This window comes from Verrucomicrobium sp. GAS474, assembly GCF_900105685.1.
Taxonomy (GTDB): domain Bacteria; phylum Verrucomicrobiota; class Verrucomicrobiia; order Methylacidiphilales; family GAS474; genus GAS474.
This window is the reverse complement of sequence record NZ_LT629781.1, coordinates 974542-992821: the sequence shown is the minus strand read 5'-3', so window position 1 is coordinate 992821 and position 18280 is coordinate 974542. Positions and strand designations below refer to the sequence as shown.

Genomic DNA, 18280 nt, shown 5'->3' with positions numbered 1-18280 from the left:
CCGGTGGGAGGCATGGCGCGTGTGAAGCGGGTCCGCGACGGCTTCAGCCTCATCGAGGTGGTGATCGCGCTGGCGGTGATCTCCTTCGCGCTCCTCTCGACGCTGGCGCTCCTTCCGATGGGATTGAAGACGAACCGGATCTCGTCCGAGGAGACGCGCGCCGTCTTCATCCTCACCGAGCTCGAGGCCGACCTCCGCAATACCCATCCGGCGGCCAACGGCGGGAAGTCCCGCCACTTCGGCCTCGCGCTCCCCTACATGGTCGACGCCAACGGACGGGTGGTGCCGAACACCGGCCTCGCGACGAACACCGTCTCCTCGCGCTATTCCACCGGCCTCGACGACCGGGAGCAGCCGCGCGACCTCGCGGCGCTCCCCGCCTCGCCCTACCAGGTCTCGGTCCTCTACACCCGGGTCCCCGCCGCCGGAGCGCACGCGCCGGTCGAGGCGCGGCTCGTCGTCGGCTGGCCGTCCCAGGCCGCGACCGACCCCGCCCTGCTGACCTCGCCGACCCACGTCTCGGGCTTCGCCGAGAGTTACGTCTCCTTCCCCGCCCCGTGAAAAAGCCGGCCACCCATCCCCGGGCCTTCACCCTCGTCGAGCTCCTGCCCGCGATGGTCCTCCTGACGCTCCTCGGGTTCATCATCGCGCAGATGACGGGGGCGACCTCGCGGACGACGCGGCTGAGCAACCAGCTCGTCGACACCGCCTCCCAGGCCCGCCTCGTCTTCGGCTGCCTGGAGGGCGACATCGCCGGGCTCGTGAAGCGGCCCGACGTTCCCTTCGAGGCGCGGAATGCCGCCCTCGGTGCGGTGCCTCTCCTCCGCTTCGTCTCGGGGAGCCCCGCCGCCGGGTCGCGCCTCGGCTCGGCGGCGAACCGGGGGATCTCGATCCTCGCCTACGAGGTCGCGGCCCACGCCGACAACCAGAACCGTCCCTGCCTGCTCCGGGCCGGGAAGGCGGTGCCGTGGGCGATGACCGGCTATTTCGGCCTCACCGACCTCGGCCTCCCGCTCTCCTTCTCCGGCGCGGGATTCCCCTCGTCGCTCCTGCCGCAGTCCGCCGACTTCGACGTCCTCGCTCCCGGCGTCCTCCGGCTCGTCATCGGTTTCCAACTCTACCCCGACAACCAACCCGTCACCCTCCAGGACGGCACGACGTTGCCGAAGGCGCAGGGGCAGGTCGTCTACAGCCCGCCCGTCCGCACGGCCTACGCCTATCGCGGGACCTCCTCGGTCCAGGTCGTCGATCTCTCGCGGGTCGCCGCCCTCGTTGCCGGGGTCGCCGTCGTCGATGTCACCAGCCTCCGCCTCCTCGACGCCGACCAGGCGACCGCGCTCGGCTCCGCCTTCGGCGTGCCCGCGACCGACGTCCTTCCCGTCGCCGCCTGGGAGGCGCAGGCGATGTCTCCGACGACCCTGCCCGGATCAGTCCCCCTGGCGGCGCGGCAATCGCTCCGCGTCTTCCAGCATTTCTTCCCCGTCACTCCCTTCGCCTCCCGGCTGTGAGAACGCGCGCCTCCACGCCCCGCTTTCTTCCTCCTCCCCGCAGCGCCCGCGGGGTCGCCCTGCTGGTCACGCTCTGCGCCGTCGTCCTCCTCACGATCCTCGTCCTCGCCTTCTTCTCCAATTCCCTCCTCAACCGGCAGATCTCCTATTCCAACACGAACGTCCTGAAGGCCGACCAGCTCGCCCGCGCCTCGCTCGAGATCGTCACCGGCGAACTCCGCGAGGAGATCGCCGACACCGCCTACTCGCAGTCGGCGAACGGCGGCAACGCCTCCTACCCCGTCTTCTACCGCCCCTCGACTCCCGCCGACGCCGTGCCGAAGAAGGTCGGGATCGTCGGGACCTCGACGACGAACCTCGTCAAGGTCTCGACCCCCGGCGGCGCCCTCGACCCGAGCCCCTCGGGACGGAAGCTCGGCTCCGCCGTCTCGATCGGCACGGCGAGCCGCAACGGCCGCCTCATCTCCGCCGCGCGGTGGTTCGGCTCGGGCGGGCCCGGCCTTGGCGCCAACGATGTTCTCCCCACCTGGGCCTACGTCACGCGGCACGGCGTCCAGACCCCCTCCCTCGCCGAGGCCGCGAATCCAGCGGCGGCGGGCTATGTGCTCGGCCGCTTCGCCTACACCGTCTACGATACCGGCGGCCTGCCCGACGCGAATGTCGCGGGCTATCCCGCGGCGGCGGCGGCGGCGGCCCCGTTCAAGTCGTCGGCCGCCTTCGCCGACATCGGCACCGCCCTCGGCATCGCCAACCTCGCCGCCTGGCGCAACGGCGCGACCGGGGGCGACGCGAACACCTTCTCCGAATGGGCCGCCGGACTGCCCCGCACGACCGGGACGACCAACACGGTCGCCCTCGCCGCCTCGGCCTCGGGCCACCTCGCCACGGTCGCGGGGGACAACGTCTTCTTCTCCCGCCACGATCTCCTCCTGGCCGCCCAGAATTCGGTCGCGAAGCTGACCCCCGCGCAGGCGGGCGCGCTGACCCATTTCTCCCGCTCCTTCAACGGCCCTTCGTGGACCCCCGCCGTCGTCGCCGGTGCGAACGTCGACCTCAACGCCGCCCGCTTTCCCCAGGCGAAGACCGTCACCCATTACGACGATACCGGCTTCGCCTCGACCTACCCCGTCCTCCCGGGCGATCCGCTCCTCCAGCGCCGCTTTTCCCTCGCGAAGGTCGGCTGGATCACGGCGTCGGGAGCGCGGGCGGGGATCTCGGCCGCCGCGATCCAGGCGTGCTTCGGGCTGGTCTGGAACCCCACCCTCTTCCGCTGGGATTACGCGGGGGCCTCGGGGACGGCGCTCCAGCAGGTCGAGACCCTGGCCCAGGCCGCGGCGGAAAACCGGGAGCCGAATTTCTTCGAGCTGCTGAAGGCGGGCCTCGTCGACGGGTCGATCGGGAAGGCGAGCACGAACACGACGCTCGCCCAGATCGACCAGCGGAACTGGGAGGCGAACAAGGACCTCCAGGCCTTCCAGATCGGGGCCAACATCATCGACTGCGCCGGGCCCGACAACTTCCCGACGCCGATCGCCTTCACGGGGAGCCTCCCCGCGACGGGAGCGGCGACCCTCGTCGTCCACGGCGTGAAGGACCTGCCCTACCTCTACGGCGTGATCTCGAGCTACTTCTCGAACCGCTCCTACGACACCGCCACCACGGAGCGGATCGACTACCTCCACCTCGTCCTCGTCCCGGAGCTCCTCAATCCCCACGTCGGGGCGATCGCGGCGACCTCGGGCCCGGCCAACATCCGGATCCGCATCGCCAGCGGGACCCTCACCAGCGCCACCTCGGGGTCGGCGGTCGGCGGCCCGCTCTCCCACACCGGTCTCCTCCTCGATCTCAGCGTCCGCCCCCCGATCGTCATTCCCGCCGCCTCCTTCGAGAACTACCGGTCGGCGATGAAGCCGGTGCGGAACGGCGAGGCGGGCGTCGCCACGACCCTCTCCACGCTCCTCGGCTCGGGCCTCGTCTCCTCGGCCTATTCCGACATCAACGCCTTCCTCTTCTACACCTACACCGGGCTTCCCGCCGTCTATCCGACCATCGGCTGGATCCCCCGCACCGTCTTCAACAACCTCCTCCTCGTCATGGAATACCAGGACGCCTCCGGGAACTGGATCGTCTACGACACCCTCGCCGGGAACGACGCCCTGCGGACGGCGGCGGGGGGAACGGGCCTCGGCGGGACCGCCGACTTCTCCCCGTCGATGACCTCGGCGGCGGCCGGCCCCGCCGTCGTCCGCAACGACCTCCTGAACAGCTCCGGCTGGTTCAAGATCGACCCGCGCACCACCCGCTTCGGCGGCCTCAACTCGAACCGCGTCTCCCCCCTCGTCGTCTCGCCGATCTCGGGCGGCGGCGCGAGTCCCGCGACCCCCTTCAACGGCCTCACCAGCTACCCGCCCTTCGGCACCGGCGCGCAGATCGCCGGGGCCAACATGTTCCCCGGCGCGTGGCTGCTCGGGGTGAAGACCGGGTGGACCGCCGCGGCCTACGCCGCCAACGTCGCCGATCCCGACGGTACGGTACGGCCCGCCGACGGGTGGCTCGGCGCGGCGGCGAATTTCTTCGCGGGGATCGCGACGACGACCGCCGCGACGGGCCGCCCCCTCATCCTCCACCGGCCCTACCGCGCCGTCGGCGAACTCGGCTACGTCTTCCGGGGGAGCCCGTGGAAGACCCTCAGCTTCTTCGACGACACGAGCGGCGACGGGGCGCTCCTCGATCTCTTCTCCGTCTCCGACGAGCCGCCGGTAGTCGCGGGCCGCGTCGCGCTGAACAGCGCGCAGAGCGCGGTGCAGCAGTCCCTGCTCGGCGGCGCGGCCCTCTCCTACGACGGGACGCTCCCGCTGACCACCGCGCAGGGCGCGGCGATCGCCACGGCCTATCACGCCTACGCGTTCGGGTCGGCCGCCTCGCTCTCGGCGGGGACGGCGATGCCGGTCAATCCGTCGCAGCTCCCCCTCTTCATGAGCTCCCCCGCGCTGACGGCGGCCTATCCCCCCGCGACGACGCCGATCAAGTACCAGCGGGAGGCCGTCGCCCGCGCCCTCGCCTCGGGAACCCAGACCCGGACGTGGAACCTCCTCGTCGACGTGGTCGCCCAGGTCGGCCGCTTCCCGACGGGGACCGCGCCGTCCTCCCTCGCCGATTTCGTCGTCGAGGGGGAGAAGCGGTACTGGCTCTCGATCGCCATCGACCGCTACACGGGGAAAGTCCTCGACCAGCAGCTCGAGCCGGTCAACGAGTAACGGGCGTATTTTCCGTCGCCGCCGCCGTCGCCGTCTTCATGGCCGGTTCGGGCAGGGGCCGCACCGTCGCCCCCGGATAGAATTCCCCCTGCACCATGAAGTAGCGGGGATTGGGCGAGATGCCGTTCACCTGCTGGTGGATCAGCGTGATGAGCGATTCGATGGCGTGGGTGACGCAGAGCTCGATCTTGTGGTCGAAGCCCGCGGAGTCGGCCCGGTCGATCGGATTGAACGGGCTCCGGTCGAGGAGGGAGAAGCCGAGGTCGCCGGGGAGCCGCACCCCCGCCGCCTCGAGGCAGTCGCGCTGCTCGTTGTAGGAGATGACGCAGTCGAGGCGCTCCGCGCGGATCCATTTCCTCAGCGTCGCGGCGCTCGGCATCACTTCGGTGAGGAGGCGCGGGGGCTGTTTGTCCGGGTGGGTCGCCTGGTCGTGGAGGTAGGCGCCGTGGTAGAAGCCCGAGGTGCGGAGGTTGACGGCGTCCATCAGGTGGAGGCCGATCCGCCGGTATCCCCGCTGCCGCAGCGCCTCGAGGTGATGGCTCATGTTGTGGGACTGGTGGGAGATCGCGCGGTGGAAGGCGGGCGCCGAGACCGAGTGGCCGACGGCGATCACGGCGAGGTCGCTCCAGTCGGCCCCGGTGCCGAGGACCTTCCCCGGCGTCTCCCACGGGGCGATGAGGACGCCCCGGATGTTCCGGCTCCGCCAGATCGACTTCAGCCGCTCCAGCGTCATCCCGCGCTGGCCGAGGCAGAAGACCTCGAGGTTGTATCCCAGCCGCATCGCCCGCTCCCGGGCGAGCTCGTAGACCGGCTTGTGGCTCGCGTACTTCTTCTCCAGCGGAAGGTCGACGAGGTAGGCGATCTCGCTCTGGAGGGGGGCCGGGCGGCGGGCGTTCCGGTAGGCGCAGAGGGCCGACATCATCGCGTCGGGGGAATAGCCCATCTCGAGCGCCAGCGCCTGCAGCTGTTCCCGCGTCGCCGGGAGGAGGCGCGGGTCGTTTCGCAGGGCGAGGGAAACCGTCGAGACATGGACCCCGGCCCGCGCCGCGATGTCCTTCAGGGTGATGCGCGTTGCCACATTCAAATGTTTGAACGTCGTACCGCTGGTGTCAAGACCGCTTTGGTTGCATAGATGGTGATCGCCACCGAACGCGACGAAAACAGCCGTTCTCCCCCTTTCCAAAACCCTTCCCATCCGATGAAAATCAAGGCGCTCTTCCTCCTCGAGGAGGAATATTGGCACCAGGTCTACGGACCCGAGGAGCGGAAGCGGCTCGAGGGCTGGACGGCGATCCCGATCCCCCTGCGGACGGCCCGGATGCTCGCCGACGATCCCGCCGACCCGGCCCTGGCCGAGGCCGAGGTGATCTTCTCCGGCTGGGGGATGCCCCGCTGCGACGAGGCCTTCCTCGCCGCCGCGCCGAACCTCAAGGCGATCTTCTACGCGGCGGGGAGCGTCCGCCACTTCGTCACCGACGCCCTCTGGCGGCGGGAGATCGTCGTCAGCTCGACCAACGCGGCCCTCGCCGTCACCGTCGCCGAGTTCACCCTCGGCCAGGTCCTCCTCAGCCTGAAGTCGCTCTGGCGGCACACCGCCGAGGCCCGCGCCACGCGCCGGATGATCCGCCGCCCCTTCTCCGGCATCTACGGCAGCGTCGTCGGCGTGATCGGGGTCGGGGCCGTGGCGCGCCGCCTGATCGGCCTCCTCCGCCATTTCCAGCTCCGCCTCGTCGCCTACGATCCCTTCCTCTCCGTCGAGGCCGCGCGGGAACTCGGCGTCGAGCTCGTGTCGCTGGAGGAACTCTTCGAGGTCGCCGACGTCGCCTCCCTCCACGCGCCATGGCTCCCCGAGACCGAGGGGATGATCCGGGGCCATCATTTTTCCCGGATGAAGGCGGGCGCGACGTTCATCAACACGGCGCGCGGCCCGGTCGTGAACGAGGACGAGATGATCGAGGTCCTCGCCCGCCGCCCCGACCTCTACGCCCTCCTCGACGTCACCGCCCACGAGCCCGCGCCGCCCGAGTCCCCCCTCTATTCGCTGCCGAACGTCCTCCTCACCCCCCACATCGCCGGGACCCTCGGGAACGAATGCCGCCGCCTCGGCGCGATGGCCGTCGAGGAATTCGGCCGCTACCTCCGGCGGGAGCCCCTCCAGGGCCGCGTACGCGAGGAGATGATGTCGCTGATTTCCTGATACGCTCCGTCCATGAACGCCTTCAACCCCGGCCCCACTCCCGTTCCCTCCGTCTCCCGCTTCTCGCAGATGCGGCATCCCTTCGTCTCGACGACGCCGGGGCAGCGCCCGGAGGTGCTGAGGAACGTCGACGATCCCCTCTGGAACCGCTTCCTCGGGGAGGCGGAGCGCCACTTCGCCGAGGTGGGCGGGCTCCGTCCCCCGGTGTTCCCGATGCTCTGCCACGACGGCGACCTCGACGAGGTGATGGCGACCGTCGTCCTCGCCTACGTCCGGGAGGACCGCGCCCTCTGGCACCGCGTCGGCGATTGGCTCCGGGCGCTCCTCGCCCATTACCGGACCGTCGCCCCGCAGTGGAAGGCGAACCTCGAGATGATCCCGCGCGGCATCAAGCCGCCGACGGCGAACCAGGACAACCTCGCCCAGTTCTTCGACAGCTTCACCCGGGGCTGCAACTACTTCACCGAGGGCGGCCTCATGATCGCCTTCCTCCACCTCTACGACATGCTCGAGGCCCACGCGCCCGACGAGCTCGCGGCGGCGGAGAAGGCCCTGCTGGAAGACCTCCTCGCCGACTACGCCGTCCGCTACGCCTTCAACGAGGAGGCCCTGAAGTACAGCAACCGGGGCCTCTGGGCGAACAACGGCGTCCTCGCCTCCGCCCTCGCGACGCGCGATCCCGAGCGGGCGAAGCTCCTCCTGGAGCAGTCGTGGCGGCGCTACCGGGAGTACCGCTCCACCTTCTTCGACGACGGTTCCCAGCACGAGGGCTCGATGGGCTACCAGGTGATGTCGGTCGAGGGGATCTTCTACTACGCGCTGACGGCGTCGCAGGTCTTCCCCGACCGCGACCTCTACGGCGCGACCGAGCCCGACGAGCAGGCCTCCCTCTACCTTGGCTACCCCGGCTACGTCGACCTCGCCCGGGCCTACTACCGGACGGCGATCCCCGGGCCGTACGAGCGGAACATCCCGCGCGGCTCCTCCGAGTCGGTCCCCCTCGACCTCTCCTCCTGCTTCCTCCACGCCTACGCCCTCAGCGGCGATCCCGAGCTCGGCTGGTTCATCCGCCGCCGCGCCGGGGAGGTCAACCGGCGGTGCCTCACGCCGATGAAGGTGACGCCCGCGATGGTCCTCGGCCTCGGCCTCTACGAGCCGCTCAAGAGCTTCTGGGTCTATCGCCCCGTCACCGAGGCGAAGGTCCCCCGCCGCCGCCTCGACGTCATGGCCGACTACGGCGCCGTCTTCAGCCGGAGCGGCTGGGACGCGGCGGCCTCGTGCGTCACGGCCCGCTTCGGCTATGCCGGGACCGGGAAGGGGCACAACGACCACGGCCACGTTACCCTCTCCGTCGCGGGCGTCGACGTCCTCGTCGATCCCTTCCCCCGCATCGGCCCGAAGGGACACGACTCGAGCCTCTTCCATAACACCGTCGCCCTCGACAACGCCGAGGCCGACCCCGTCGTCGGGACGCTCCACGCGCGGAACGAGGCCGAGGGGGCCGACGCCTTCCTCGTCTTCAACTCGGGCGGCGTGCTCCCGAAGCGGATCTTCCTCCACGACCCGCGCGAGGACGCGAACCGCTGGTTCCTGAACCAGCCGGTCACGCCCGGCCACCTTCATCGCCGCGCGGTCGTCCACGCCTATGGGCATGCCCTCGTCCTCGCCGACCTAGTGGAGCGCCCCGCGTCGTCGTCCGCCCATCCGCGCATCGACTGGTTCTTCCACTCGGCGCTCGCCCCCGCCGATTACGTCGAGGGAGCCCCGCTCGACCGGGAGGCCTACGCCGTGCGCCGGAAGAACATCGTCGATCCCGGCGCGCCGCTCGAGGTGGCGACGCAGGGGAAGCGGACCGCCCCCGTCGGCGCGTGGACCCGGATCGAATGGAGCAAGGGAGCGGCCCGCGCCGTCCTCCACCTCCAGCCGCTCGACGCGCCGCTCGAGCTCTCCTTCGGCCACCACCGGATCGCCGGGACGCCGGGCTGGGACCAGACGCTGAAGGACGGAGAGGAGAACTGGTTCCTCCGCGCCCGGCAGGCAGGCCCCGCCCTCCGGGGCCGCGTCGTCTGGGCGTGGAGCTGGGGCACCGCGGCGGCGGACGACGCGCCTCCCGCGCTGGAGAGGCTCCCCGACGGCGGGCTGAAGCTGACGATCGGGGACGGCATCACCGGGGAGATCGATTCCGGTTTTTCTCGACTGAAGATGACAACCAAGGCGGCCGGGCCAACGCCCCCCGCTTGATCGAACGAACGCAATGCCTATGAAGACGCAACGCAAAACGTATCGCACCATGCATCGGACGGGGCTCCGGCTTTCCGTCCTCCTCGCCCTCGCCGTCTCGACCGTCCTCTCCAGCCCGGGCCAGGCCCAGACCACCTGGACCGGCACTGCCAGCAGCGGCTGGAGCACCGCCTCGAACTGGAGCAACGGCGTGCCGCTGACCGACGGTTCCGAGGCCGTCACGATCACGGGGACGACCTCGGCGATGACCTCGACCATCGATGCGGCCTGGAGCGCGACGGGGGCGGTCTCCGGCCTCACCCTGAACCCGAGCACGGCGGCGCTGACCGTCACGGCGGGCACCGGCGTCACCTCCTTCACGATCGGCGCGGGCGGCATCACCGTCGGGGCCTCGGGCGTGACGACGACGCTCAGCGCCCCCCTCCTTCTCTCGGCCAGCCAGACGTGGAACATCGGGACCGGCTCGACCTTCGCGATCGGCGGCGCCTCGTTCAGCTACGGCTCCGGCGTCACGATGACGAAGAGCGGATCGGGCACCCTCACCCTGAACAGCTCGAGCCCGACGATGAGCGGCGGCGTGGTCCTGAACCAGGGGACCATCGGCTTCGGCCTCACGGGCGGCTCGGCGGGGCAGCTCATCCAGCAGTTCGGCACGGCGGCGTTCACCTGGCAGAACAACGGGCAGACGAACCTCCAGCTCGGGGCCTTCGGCAACATCAACACGAACAGCACCTTTTCCAACAACATTCAGTTCTACGACCAGGGGAGCGGCGGCGGCCTCTACAGCCTGCTGACCGGGAGCATCGCCTCCGGGACGACGCTGACCTTCGGCGGCACGTGGAGCAGTGCCAACTCGACCAGCGCCACGGGGGCGATCGCGCAGCAGATCCTCCTGAACACCTCGGGGACTGTCCCGAACAGTTTCACCAGCGGCACGGCGGTGATCACGGGGAACAACAGCGGCCTCACCTCCACCTCGAAGGTCGTCATCCGCGAGGGCCTCTGGGTCCTCGGCAACGCGAACGCCTTCGGGACGAACAACAACCTCGCCGTCCAGATCGGCGAGACCTCGAGCTCGGCCCCCGGCCTCGCCGCCCTCCTCGCGACGAACGGGAACAACGTGACCGGCACCCTCTCGACGATCTTCAACAACACCGCCGTCGCGGGAGCCGCCGAGTTCGGCCTCTCCGGGACCGGCTCGGTGACTTTCTCCGGGAACCTCGGGCTGCAGAAGGGGGCGAGCAACGGGATGGCCCCGGTCGTCTTCCTCAACGCCGGGACGAACGGCATCGCGAACTTCACCGGCGTCATCTCTGACAGCGGCTCGAACACCCTCACCTCGGCGGTCGTCGCCCGGGGCGGCGGCAAGGTCGGCCTCGGCGGCGCGAACACCTACGCCGGGGGAACCACCGTCGGCGGCGGCACCGCCCTCGTCGTCACGAACACCGCCGGGAGCGGCGTCGGTACCGGGGCCGTCAATGTCGGCACGGCAGCGGTCACGCTCACCGGCGCGGGTACCACCGCGTCGAGCGTCGCCGTGACGGTGACCAGCACCGCCGGGCTCATGATCGGGCAGACCGTCACCGGGACCGGCATCCCGGCGGGGACGACGATCCTCTCGATCAACACCGGGACCAACACGGTCAACCTCTCCCAGAAGGCGACGGCGACGGGGACCGTCACCCTCTCCGTGGCGGCCGAGACCGGCATCCTCGGTGGCAGCGGCATCATCGCGCCGACGGGGACAAACGGGATCACCGTCCTCTCGGGATCGAGCGTCTATCCCGGCGTCGGCGGGACGGCGGTCCAGACGCTGACCCTCAACGGCGGCTCGACGACCGGGACGCTCCTGACGATGCAGGGCGGCGCGAGCTTCACCTTCAACCTCGGCGCGGGGAACACGAGCGACGCGATCAAGCTCTTCAACTACGTCTCGGGCGACCTGGCGCTGAACGGCAACGCGCTCAACTTCTCGAACGCCCAGGCGGGGACCTTCACCCTCTTTCAGTTCTATTCCGACGCCGGGACGACGCTGACCGCCGACAGCCTCTCCAGCGGCCTGGTGCTGGGGACCGGCCTCACCGGCTACACCGCCACGCTGAACTACGACGCGAATGACATCTCGCTGACCCTCGTCGCGGTGCCGGAGCCCTCCCGGGCGCTTCTCCTTCTCTTCGCAGGAGGCCTCTTTGCCGTCGCCCGGGAGCGGCGCTCCTCCTCCCTCTCCCTTTCCGCCTCGAACCAAAACCAAACCACATGAATCCGAATCCGACGATGAACCGCCGAGGGGCATTTCTCTCCATGCTCCTTGCGGGAATCGCCTCGTTCGCCTTGGGCGGTCGGGGCGAGGCGCAGACGACCTGGACGGCGACGACCAGCAGCGGCTGGAGCACCGCCTCGAACTGGAGCAACGGCGTACCGCTGACCGACGGTTCCGAGGCCGTGACGATCACCGGCGGGACGGCGGCCCTGACCTCGACCATCGATTCCGCCTGGAGCGCGACGGGCTCGATCTCGGGGCTGACGATCAACCCGAACACGGCGGCCGTCACCCTCGCGACGGGCACGGGCGTCACCGCCTTCACGATCGGCGCGGGCGGCGTCACCATCGGGGCCTCCAGCCAGACAGTGAAGATCACCGCCCCGCTCACCCTCTCGGCGAGCCAGACCTGGAACGTCGGGACGGGATCGACCCTCCAATCGACCGGCACCGCCTTCAACGCCGGCTCCGGCGTCACGCTGACCAAGACCGGGGCCGGTTCGCTCCAGTTCACGACGGCGACCGCCATCAACGGCAACCTCACCGTGAACCAGGGCACCGTCCAGCTCGGCATCGTCTCGGGCACGCTCGCCTCGTTCGGCACGGGGACCGTCCTGATGCAGAACAACGGGGCGACGACGCTCCAGCTCGGCATCGCCACCGGGACGATGACGGCGAACAGCACCTTCTCGAACAACATCACCTTCGCCGACCAGGGGACGGGCGGCGGGACCTTCACCCTCGGCACCGGCGCGGTCGGCGCGGGGAAGACCCTCACGCTTTCCGGGAACCTCGCCAGCTCGGGGACGCTCGCGCAGAAGATCGTCCTGAACGGCGCGGGGACGAACGGCGTCGCCAACATCTTCTCCGCCGGGACGGTCGTCCTCTCGGGCGACAACAGCGGCCTGGCGAGCACCGCCGGGGTCGCCGTGAAGGAGGGGATCTGGGTCCTCGACAGCAACAACGCCCTCGGGACGAACAACGGCCTCGCCGTCGCCGTCGGCGACTACTCGAACTCGGTCACCGGCCTCGCCGCCCTGCTGGCGACGAGCGGCCACAACGTCACCGCCGCCCTCGCCACCGCGACGAACAATTCCTCGACCAGCCACCTCGCCGAATTCGGCATCTCGGGAACGGGCAGCGTGACCTTCAGCGGCAACCTCCAGATGGTGACGTCGAACAGCTCCAACCCCTCGATCCCGATGGTCTACCTCGCCGCGGCCTCGGGCGGGACGGCGAACTTCAGCGGCGTTATCTCCGACACCAGCGCGGCCTCCACCTACAAGTCGGCCGTCATCGCCACGGGCGGGGGCCGGGTCGTCGAGAGCGGCGCGAACACCTACGGCGGCGGGACCTACGTCTACGGCGGCACCGCCCTCGTCGCCCAGAACACCAGCGGCAGTGCTTCGGGCACGGGGGCCGTCACGGTCGGCGCGACCGCCGTCACCCTCACCGGGGCGACGACCACCGCGAACAACGCGAGCGTGACGGTGACCAGCGTCGCCGGACTCGCCGTCGGCCAGACGGTCTCGGGGACGGGCATCGTCGCCGGGAGCGTCATCATCGGGATCAACGCGACGACGAAGGTTGTCACCCTCTCCGTACGGGCGACCGCGACCGGAACCGCCGACCTGACGGCGGCGGGCGAGACCGGCATCCTCGGCGGCACCGGCATCTTCGCGCCGGGCGGGACCAACGGCATCACCGTCCTCTCCGGCTCGAGCATCTATCCGGGCGTCGGCGGCTCGGCGGTGCAGACGCTGACGATGAACGGCCTCCAGAGCGGCGGGACGCTGCTGACGATGCAGACCGGTTCGACCTTCACCTTCAACCTCGGCGCGTCGAACACGAGCGACACCCTGAAGTTCATCAACTACGGCATCGGCGACCTGGTGCTGAACAGCAACGCGCTCAACTTCTCGAACGCCCAGGAAGGGACCTTCACCCTCTTCCAGTTCTACAGCAACGCCGGGACGACGCTGACCGCCGACGGCCTCACCAGCGGCCTGGTGCTGGGGACCGGCCTTACCGGCTACACCGCCACGTTGAACTACGACGCGAGCGATATCTCGCTGACCCTCGTCGCGGTCGCGGTGCCGGAGCCGTCGACCTGGCTGCTGCTGGTGCTTTCGGGCGGATTCCTCTTCGCGGCGGCGCGGCGGCGGTCGGTCATGACGGCGGCGGCCTGCTCCCTCGCGGCGGCCGCCCTCCTCTCGGGCGGCGCGCTCTCCCAGGCCCGGGCCGACGATCGGGCGGAAGCGCCGAACCTCCTTATCAATCCCGGCTTCGAGGAGCCGAAGAAGGCGGGCTGGATCGACAACAACTGGGCGAAGCTCGAAGCCGAGTATGCCTTCGACGACCAGGTCTTCCATGCGGGCCGCTATTCCAAGAGGATGACCCTGAAGGAGGCCTCCGCGGGCAACGAGCTGCAGGAAGGCCAATGGCCGCTCGACCTCAAGGGCGGGACGACCTATCGGGTGAAGTATTGGATCAAGGGATCGGCGACCGGGAACGGCAAGGTCGACGTGACGATCCGGGACGCCGGGGCGCCCTACGCGACCTACGGCACCTCCTCCCTCGCGACGACCGAGGAGTGGAAGGAAGGGACGTTCGACTTCACCGTCCCCGCCGTCTTCGAGGACAAGAAGGTCGGCCTCTACATCAGCTTCCGGAACGCCATGACAATCTGGATCGACGATGCCAGTCTGACCGTCGTCTCCCCGGCCTCGAATTGATTTCCGATTTCGCCTTTCCGTTTCTTTCATGACGCCTTTCCGTCGTTCGCTCTTTCCTTTCTTCCTCCTCGTCCTGCTCTCCGGCGGGGTCCTGGCTCTCCCGGCCCGGTCCGAGGAGGCGAACCTGATGGCCAATCCCGGTTTCGAGGAGGCCGACTCGACGGCCTGGCGGGAGAACAACTGGGGGAAGCTCGACGCCGAATATGCCCTCGACCCGGAGAATCCCCATGCGGGCCGGTTCTCGAAGCGGGTCACGCTCCGCAAGACCGGCCCTGCCGATCTCCAGTGGACCCAGTTCCCGCTCGAGATCAAGGCCGCCGGTTCCTACCGGGTCCGTTTCTGGCTCCGGGGCCGGAGCAACACCGGCGCGGTCCGGATGAGCATCCGGAAGATGGCCCCGCCCTACACCAACGCCCTCAGCTACGAGGTCTCCCCCTCGGAGGATTGGAAGGAATACGTCTTCGACTTCACCCTTCCCCAGTCCTTCGACACGAAGATGGCGGGCATCGTCTTCTCGATCCACGACGAGACGACGTTCTGGCTCGACGACGTGAGCATGACGCCGCTCCCCGCCGTCTCCGAGGAGCCCGCCGTTTCCGGGAACCGGATTCCGAACGGTTCCTTCGAGCTCGGCCGCGACGGCTGGACGGGGACGTTCCGCGAGCGGCGGGGCATGGCCGACGCGATGGCCGCGCAGGAGGCGAACGTCGGGGCCGAGTTCGCCCCGGTGAAGGCCGCCGACGCGCCGCAAGGGAAGCGGGTCCTCCGCTTCGAGGTTAGGGAGGGGGCGCGGGCGATGCTCACCACCGGCTACTTCCCCCTCCGCTACGGCCATCCGGCGACGATCGGCTTCTGGATGAAGGCCGACGCCCCCGACCGGAAGCTCCTCGTCCACCTCGCCAACGGCCTCTTCCCGAACATCGCCTGGCAGGGGAAGGAGTTCACGAGTCCCGACGCCGAATGGCACCGCTACACCTTCCCCGTCCTCCCGCAGCCCGAGTTCGGCGGACGGTATTGCCTCGAGATGGCGACCGCCGACGCCGCCGTCTACCAGCTCGACGACGTGACGGCGACCGAGGACGACCTCCCCGCCGCCGCGCCCGTCGTCTTCCAGGCCGGGAGCGAGCCCGCGCCGGGGAACGATCCGGCCAGCCTCTTCGACAAGGGGGAGAAGGCCGCCTTCCTCCTCCACGTCCTCAGCGACAAGGCGCGGACCCTTACCGTCCATGTCGTCGACGCCTGGGGACGGGAGATCAAGACGTTCCCCGTCGCCGTTCCCGCCGCGCCGACCGAGGCCGCCGACATCCCCCTCGTGTTGCCGACCGCCCTCTACGGCGGCTTCAAGTGCGTGGTCGACGATCCCCTCGGAGGACCGCTCCCCGCCGCCGAGATCATCTACGCGGTCCTTCCCCCCGTGAAGGCGGCCTCGGAGGTGAAGGAGCCGTTCTTCGGCACCCACGCCGACCTCACCCCCTACAATCTCCACATCGCCTCGCGGGCCGGGTTCCGCCTCCTCCGCCTCTGGCCCCCGCTCATCACGATCTGGGCCGCCGTCGAGCCGACGCCCGGGAACTGGAGCTTCGAGACGCGCGGCCTCGAGCGGGCGACGAAGATGGGCTTCCGCTTCCTCGGCATGCTCGGTAGTACCCCGGCCTCCGAGGCCGATGCGCCGACTCCCGCCGACGCCGCGAAGAGCAACTGGTTCGACAACTGGCCGCCGAAGGACTGGGACGCTTGGCGCGGCTACATCGGCAGATCGCTCAAGGCTTACGGCCCCTACATCAAGGAATGGGAAGTCTGGAACGAGCCCGACGGCGGCGGCTTCCTCCGCATCCCCGCCGGGAAGAGCCGCCCGCAGGTCTACGTCGACATCGTGAAGAACGCCTTCCCTGCCTTCCCGCCCGCGACCGAGGCCCGCTTCAGCGGCGGCGTCGTCACGACGCTCTCCCGGCCCTTCACGAGGGAGATCCTCGACCTCGGCGTCGCCTCCTGCCTCGACGCCTACTCGACCCACTATTACGAGATGAGCCTCGGCATCGGGCCGGAGGAGAACCAGCTCTTCCTCGACCGCCTCGCCGAGGTCCGTGCGCAGAAGGGGCGTTCCGGGAAGCCGCTCGACGTCCTCGTCACCGAGTTCAGCGCCGACAAGATCAAGTCGTGGCTCGACGGGGCCTGCCTGCCCGGCAACGGGATGACCGTCGCCGAGGGGGCCGCGCTGCTGACCCGGACGACGATCGCCCTGAAGGCCCTTGGCATCAAGGAAGCCTACCAGTACGCCGGCTTCGCCCAGCCCTCGGGCCGGATCGCCTACCGGGACGGCTTCGCCGACTACATCGAGGTCAACGGCGCGCCCCGCCCCGCCCTCGCCGCGCAGGCGGCGATGGCCCACTTCCTCGAGGAGGCGAGCGCGGCGGGGCTGGTCCAAGTCCAGCTCGAGGCAGGCGGGGGCAAGGCGACGGTCGCCTCGTTCCTCCTCGCGGGGCGGAAGACCGACGTCGTCTGGGCGAAGAAGCCGGTGAAGCTCGGCGAGATCGCCGCCGTCCCCTTCGCGGGACGGAGCGGCTATGACATGATGGGGAATCCCGTCGCGCTTTCGACCGATCTCCCGGTCGGCCCCGATCCGCTCTACCTCGTCCAGGAAGCGAAGCACTAAGAGAGCGAGCCTCCCCGTGGAACCGACCGCCCCGCCCCCGCTCCGCGCGCCCGTCCCCGCCGCCGTCACGCCGCGGCTTTATCGCGCGGGGACCCTCCGCTACACGGCGGGCGGGCTCGCCGTCCTTTCGATCTGGCTTCTGTGGGGCGATTTCGCCTTCACGTTCTTCGAGAATATCTTCGGCCGGTTCATGCCGTTTTATCTCAAGGACCTCCACGCCTCGAACGCCCTCATCGGCGTCATGACGGGGAGTTTCGCGGGACTCGTGAACATTCTCTTCCTCCCCAATCTCAGCCGGTGGAGCGACAATCATCGCGGTCCCCTCGGGCGGCGGATCCCGTTCCTCTACGTCGTCACCCCGCTCGCCGTCGCGGCCCTCGTCGGGATCGGCTTCGTCCCCGAGATCGCCGGGTGGCTCCACCGGCACCTCTTCTTCCACGTCGCTCCCTCGGTCACCGAGGCGGCGGTCTTCCTGCCGCTCCTCTGCGTCCTCGTCGTCTCGTTCCACTTCTTCAACATGGTCCTGGTGAACGCCTACAACTGGCTCCTCCGCGACGTCGTCCCGCAGGAGATGATGGCCCGCTTCCTCTCGTGCTTCCGCATCGTCGGGTCGGCCAGCACCTTCGCCTTCCTCTGGTGGGTCTTCCCCCACATGATGGCCCACCGGAAGGAAGTCTTCCTCGGCGTCGGCCTCTTCTACCTCGCCGCCTTCCTCCTCATGTGCCGCAACGTGAGGGAGGGGGAGTACCCCCCGCCGCCCGCGAAGGAAGACCGGCCCGGCCTCGCGGCGTCGTTCGGCCTCTATTTCCGCGAGTGCCTCCGGCTCCCGATCTACCGGAATTTCTTCATCGGCTACGTCCTCGCCAGCATGGCGCTCGGCTGCGCCGGCCCCTTCGCCGCGCTCTTCACGCGGGAGACGCTCGGGCTCGACATGGAGACCATGGGGAAGCTCTTCGCCTGGGGCGGGGTCCCCGCCCTCGTCCTCTATTATCCGACGGGTGCGCTCTGCGACCGCCTCGGCCCGCTGCGGGTGACGTTGTGGGCGATGGCGGGCGTCGCCGCGGTCTCGGTGATCGGTTTTTATTACGTCGTCAGCCCGAGGAGTTTCCTCGCCTACAGCCTCGTCCTGACGATCCCCGCCGTCGGCTGGGGGATCGGGGCGCTCTCGGCGACGATGAAGCTCTTCCCGCAGGAAAAATTCGGCCAGTTCTACTCCGGCATCAACGTCTTCAGTTGCGGCGCGATGATCGTCGGCAACTACGCCATCGGGAAGTTCATGGATCTCGTCGGGAGCAATTACCGGATGACCTTCCTGTGGACCGCCGCGCTCCTCGTCGTCGCGCTCTACCCGATGGCCCTCGTCTACCGCGATTGGAAGCGGTACGGCGGCCCCCACGCCTACGTCGCTCCCCTTCCCACCCCCTAAATT

General features: G+C 69.5%; 10 protein-coding genes. 9 read left to right on the top strand and 1 reads right to left on the bottom strand.

The window, feature by feature from the left end:
- Positions 1 to 12 precede the first annotated feature (12 nt).
- Genes BLU04_RS04130 through BLU04_RS04120 form a run of 3 tightly spaced genes read left to right on the top strand, consistent with a single transcriptional unit; the run spans position 13 to position 4765 of the window.
- Positions 13 to 561, top strand: a complete 549-nt coding sequence (locus BLU04_RS04130) for a prepilin-type N-terminal cleavage/methylation domain-containing protein (protein WP_093282583.1) — start codon at positions 13 to 15, stop codon at positions 559 to 561.
- Positions 558 to 1508 carry a hypothetical protein gene (locus tag BLU04_RS04125; protein WP_093282582.1) on the top strand — a complete coding sequence of 317 codons (951 nt, stop codon included), beginning with the start codon at positions 558 to 560 and terminating at the stop codon, positions 1506 to 1508. The genes BLU04_RS04130 and BLU04_RS04125 overlap by 4 nt, the downstream gene beginning before the upstream one ends.
- Positions 1505 to 4765, top strand: a complete 3261-nt coding sequence (locus BLU04_RS04120) for a hypothetical protein (RefSeq protein ID WP_093282579.1) — start codon at positions 1505 to 1507, stop codon at positions 4763 to 4765. The genes BLU04_RS04125 and BLU04_RS04120 overlap by 4 nt, the downstream gene beginning before the upstream one ends.
- Here BLU04_RS04120 and BLU04_RS04115 read toward each other — a convergent pair.
- Positions 4755 to 5843, bottom strand: coding sequence for a LacI family DNA-binding transcriptional regulator (locus tag BLU04_RS04115; RefSeq protein ID WP_157895101.1), 1089 nt, complete (start codon positions 5841 to 5843; stop codon positions 4755 to 4757). The genes BLU04_RS04120 and BLU04_RS04115 overlap by 11 nt on opposite strands.
- A gap of 120 nt (positions 5844 to 5963) precedes the next feature.
- Here BLU04_RS04115 and BLU04_RS04110 point away from each other — a divergent pair, with 120 nt between their 5' ends.
- From BLU04_RS04110 to BLU04_RS04085, 6 genes are read left to right on the top strand one after another with little or no spacing between them, the layout of a single operon-like run.
- Positions 5964 to 6962, top strand: coding sequence for a hydroxyacid dehydrogenase (locus tag BLU04_RS04110; protein WP_093282574.1), 999 nt, complete (start codon positions 5964 to 5966; stop codon positions 6960 to 6962).
- A gap of 12 nt (positions 6963 to 6974) precedes the next feature.
- A complete protein-coding gene (locus BLU04_RS04105) occupies positions 6975 to 9203 on the top strand; it encodes a heparinase II/III family protein (RefSeq protein ID WP_093282572.1) in 2229 nt (742 codons plus the stop codon).
- Positions 9204 to 9222: 19 nt separating this feature from the next.
- Positions 9223 to 11463, top strand: coding sequence for a PEP-CTERM sorting domain-containing protein (locus tag BLU04_RS04100; protein ID WP_157895100.1), 2241 nt, complete (start codon positions 9223 to 9225; stop codon positions 11461 to 11463).
- Positions 11460 to 14198 (top strand): carbohydrate binding domain-containing protein, encoded by a 2739-nt coding sequence (locus tag BLU04_RS04095; protein WP_093282567.1) that lies wholly within the window; start codon positions 11460 to 11462, stop codon positions 14196 to 14198. Before BLU04_RS04100 ends, BLU04_RS04095 begins: the two co-directional genes overlap by 4 nt.
- A 28-nt stretch (positions 14199 to 14226) precedes the next feature.
- Positions 14227 to 16851 carry a carbohydrate binding domain-containing protein gene (locus BLU04_RS04090; protein ID WP_093282564.1) on the top strand — a complete coding sequence of 875 codons (2625 nt, stop codon included), beginning with the start codon at positions 14227 to 14229 and terminating at the stop codon, positions 16849 to 16851.
- A gap of 16 nt (positions 16852 to 16867) precedes the next feature.
- Positions 16868 to 18277: an MFS transporter gene (locus tag BLU04_RS04085; RefSeq protein WP_093282562.1), complete on the top strand. Its 1410-nt coding sequence runs from the start codon at positions 16868 to 16870 to the stop codon at positions 18275 to 18277.
- Positions 18278 to 18280: the final 3 nt, after the last annotated feature.

Excerpts from the sequence above, each read along its gene's own strand:
- BLU04_RS04095 (WP_093282567.1), top strand. The coding sequence starts at position 11,460 with ATGAATCCGAATCCGACGATGAACCGCCGAGGGGCATTTCTCTCCATG.
- BLU04_RS04105 (WP_093282572.1), top strand. The coding sequence starts at position 6,975 with ATGAACGCCTTCAACCCCGGCCCCACTCCCGTTCCCTCCGTCTCCCGC.
- BLU04_RS04110 (WP_093282574.1), top strand. The coding sequence starts at position 5,964 with ATGAAAATCAAGGCGCTCTTCCTCCTCGAGGAGGAATATTGGCACCAG.
- BLU04_RS04100 (WP_157895100.1), top strand. The coding sequence starts at position 9,223 with ATGAAGACGCAACGCAAAACGTATCGCACCATGCATCGGACGGGGCTC.
- BLU04_RS04130 (WP_093282583.1), top strand. The coding sequence starts at position 13 with ATGGCGCGTGTGAAGCGGGTCCGCGACGGCTTCAGCCTCATCGAGGTG.
- BLU04_RS04090 (WP_093282564.1), top strand. The coding sequence starts at position 14,227 with ATGACGCCTTTCCGTCGTTCGCTCTTTCCTTTCTTCCTCCTCGTCCTG.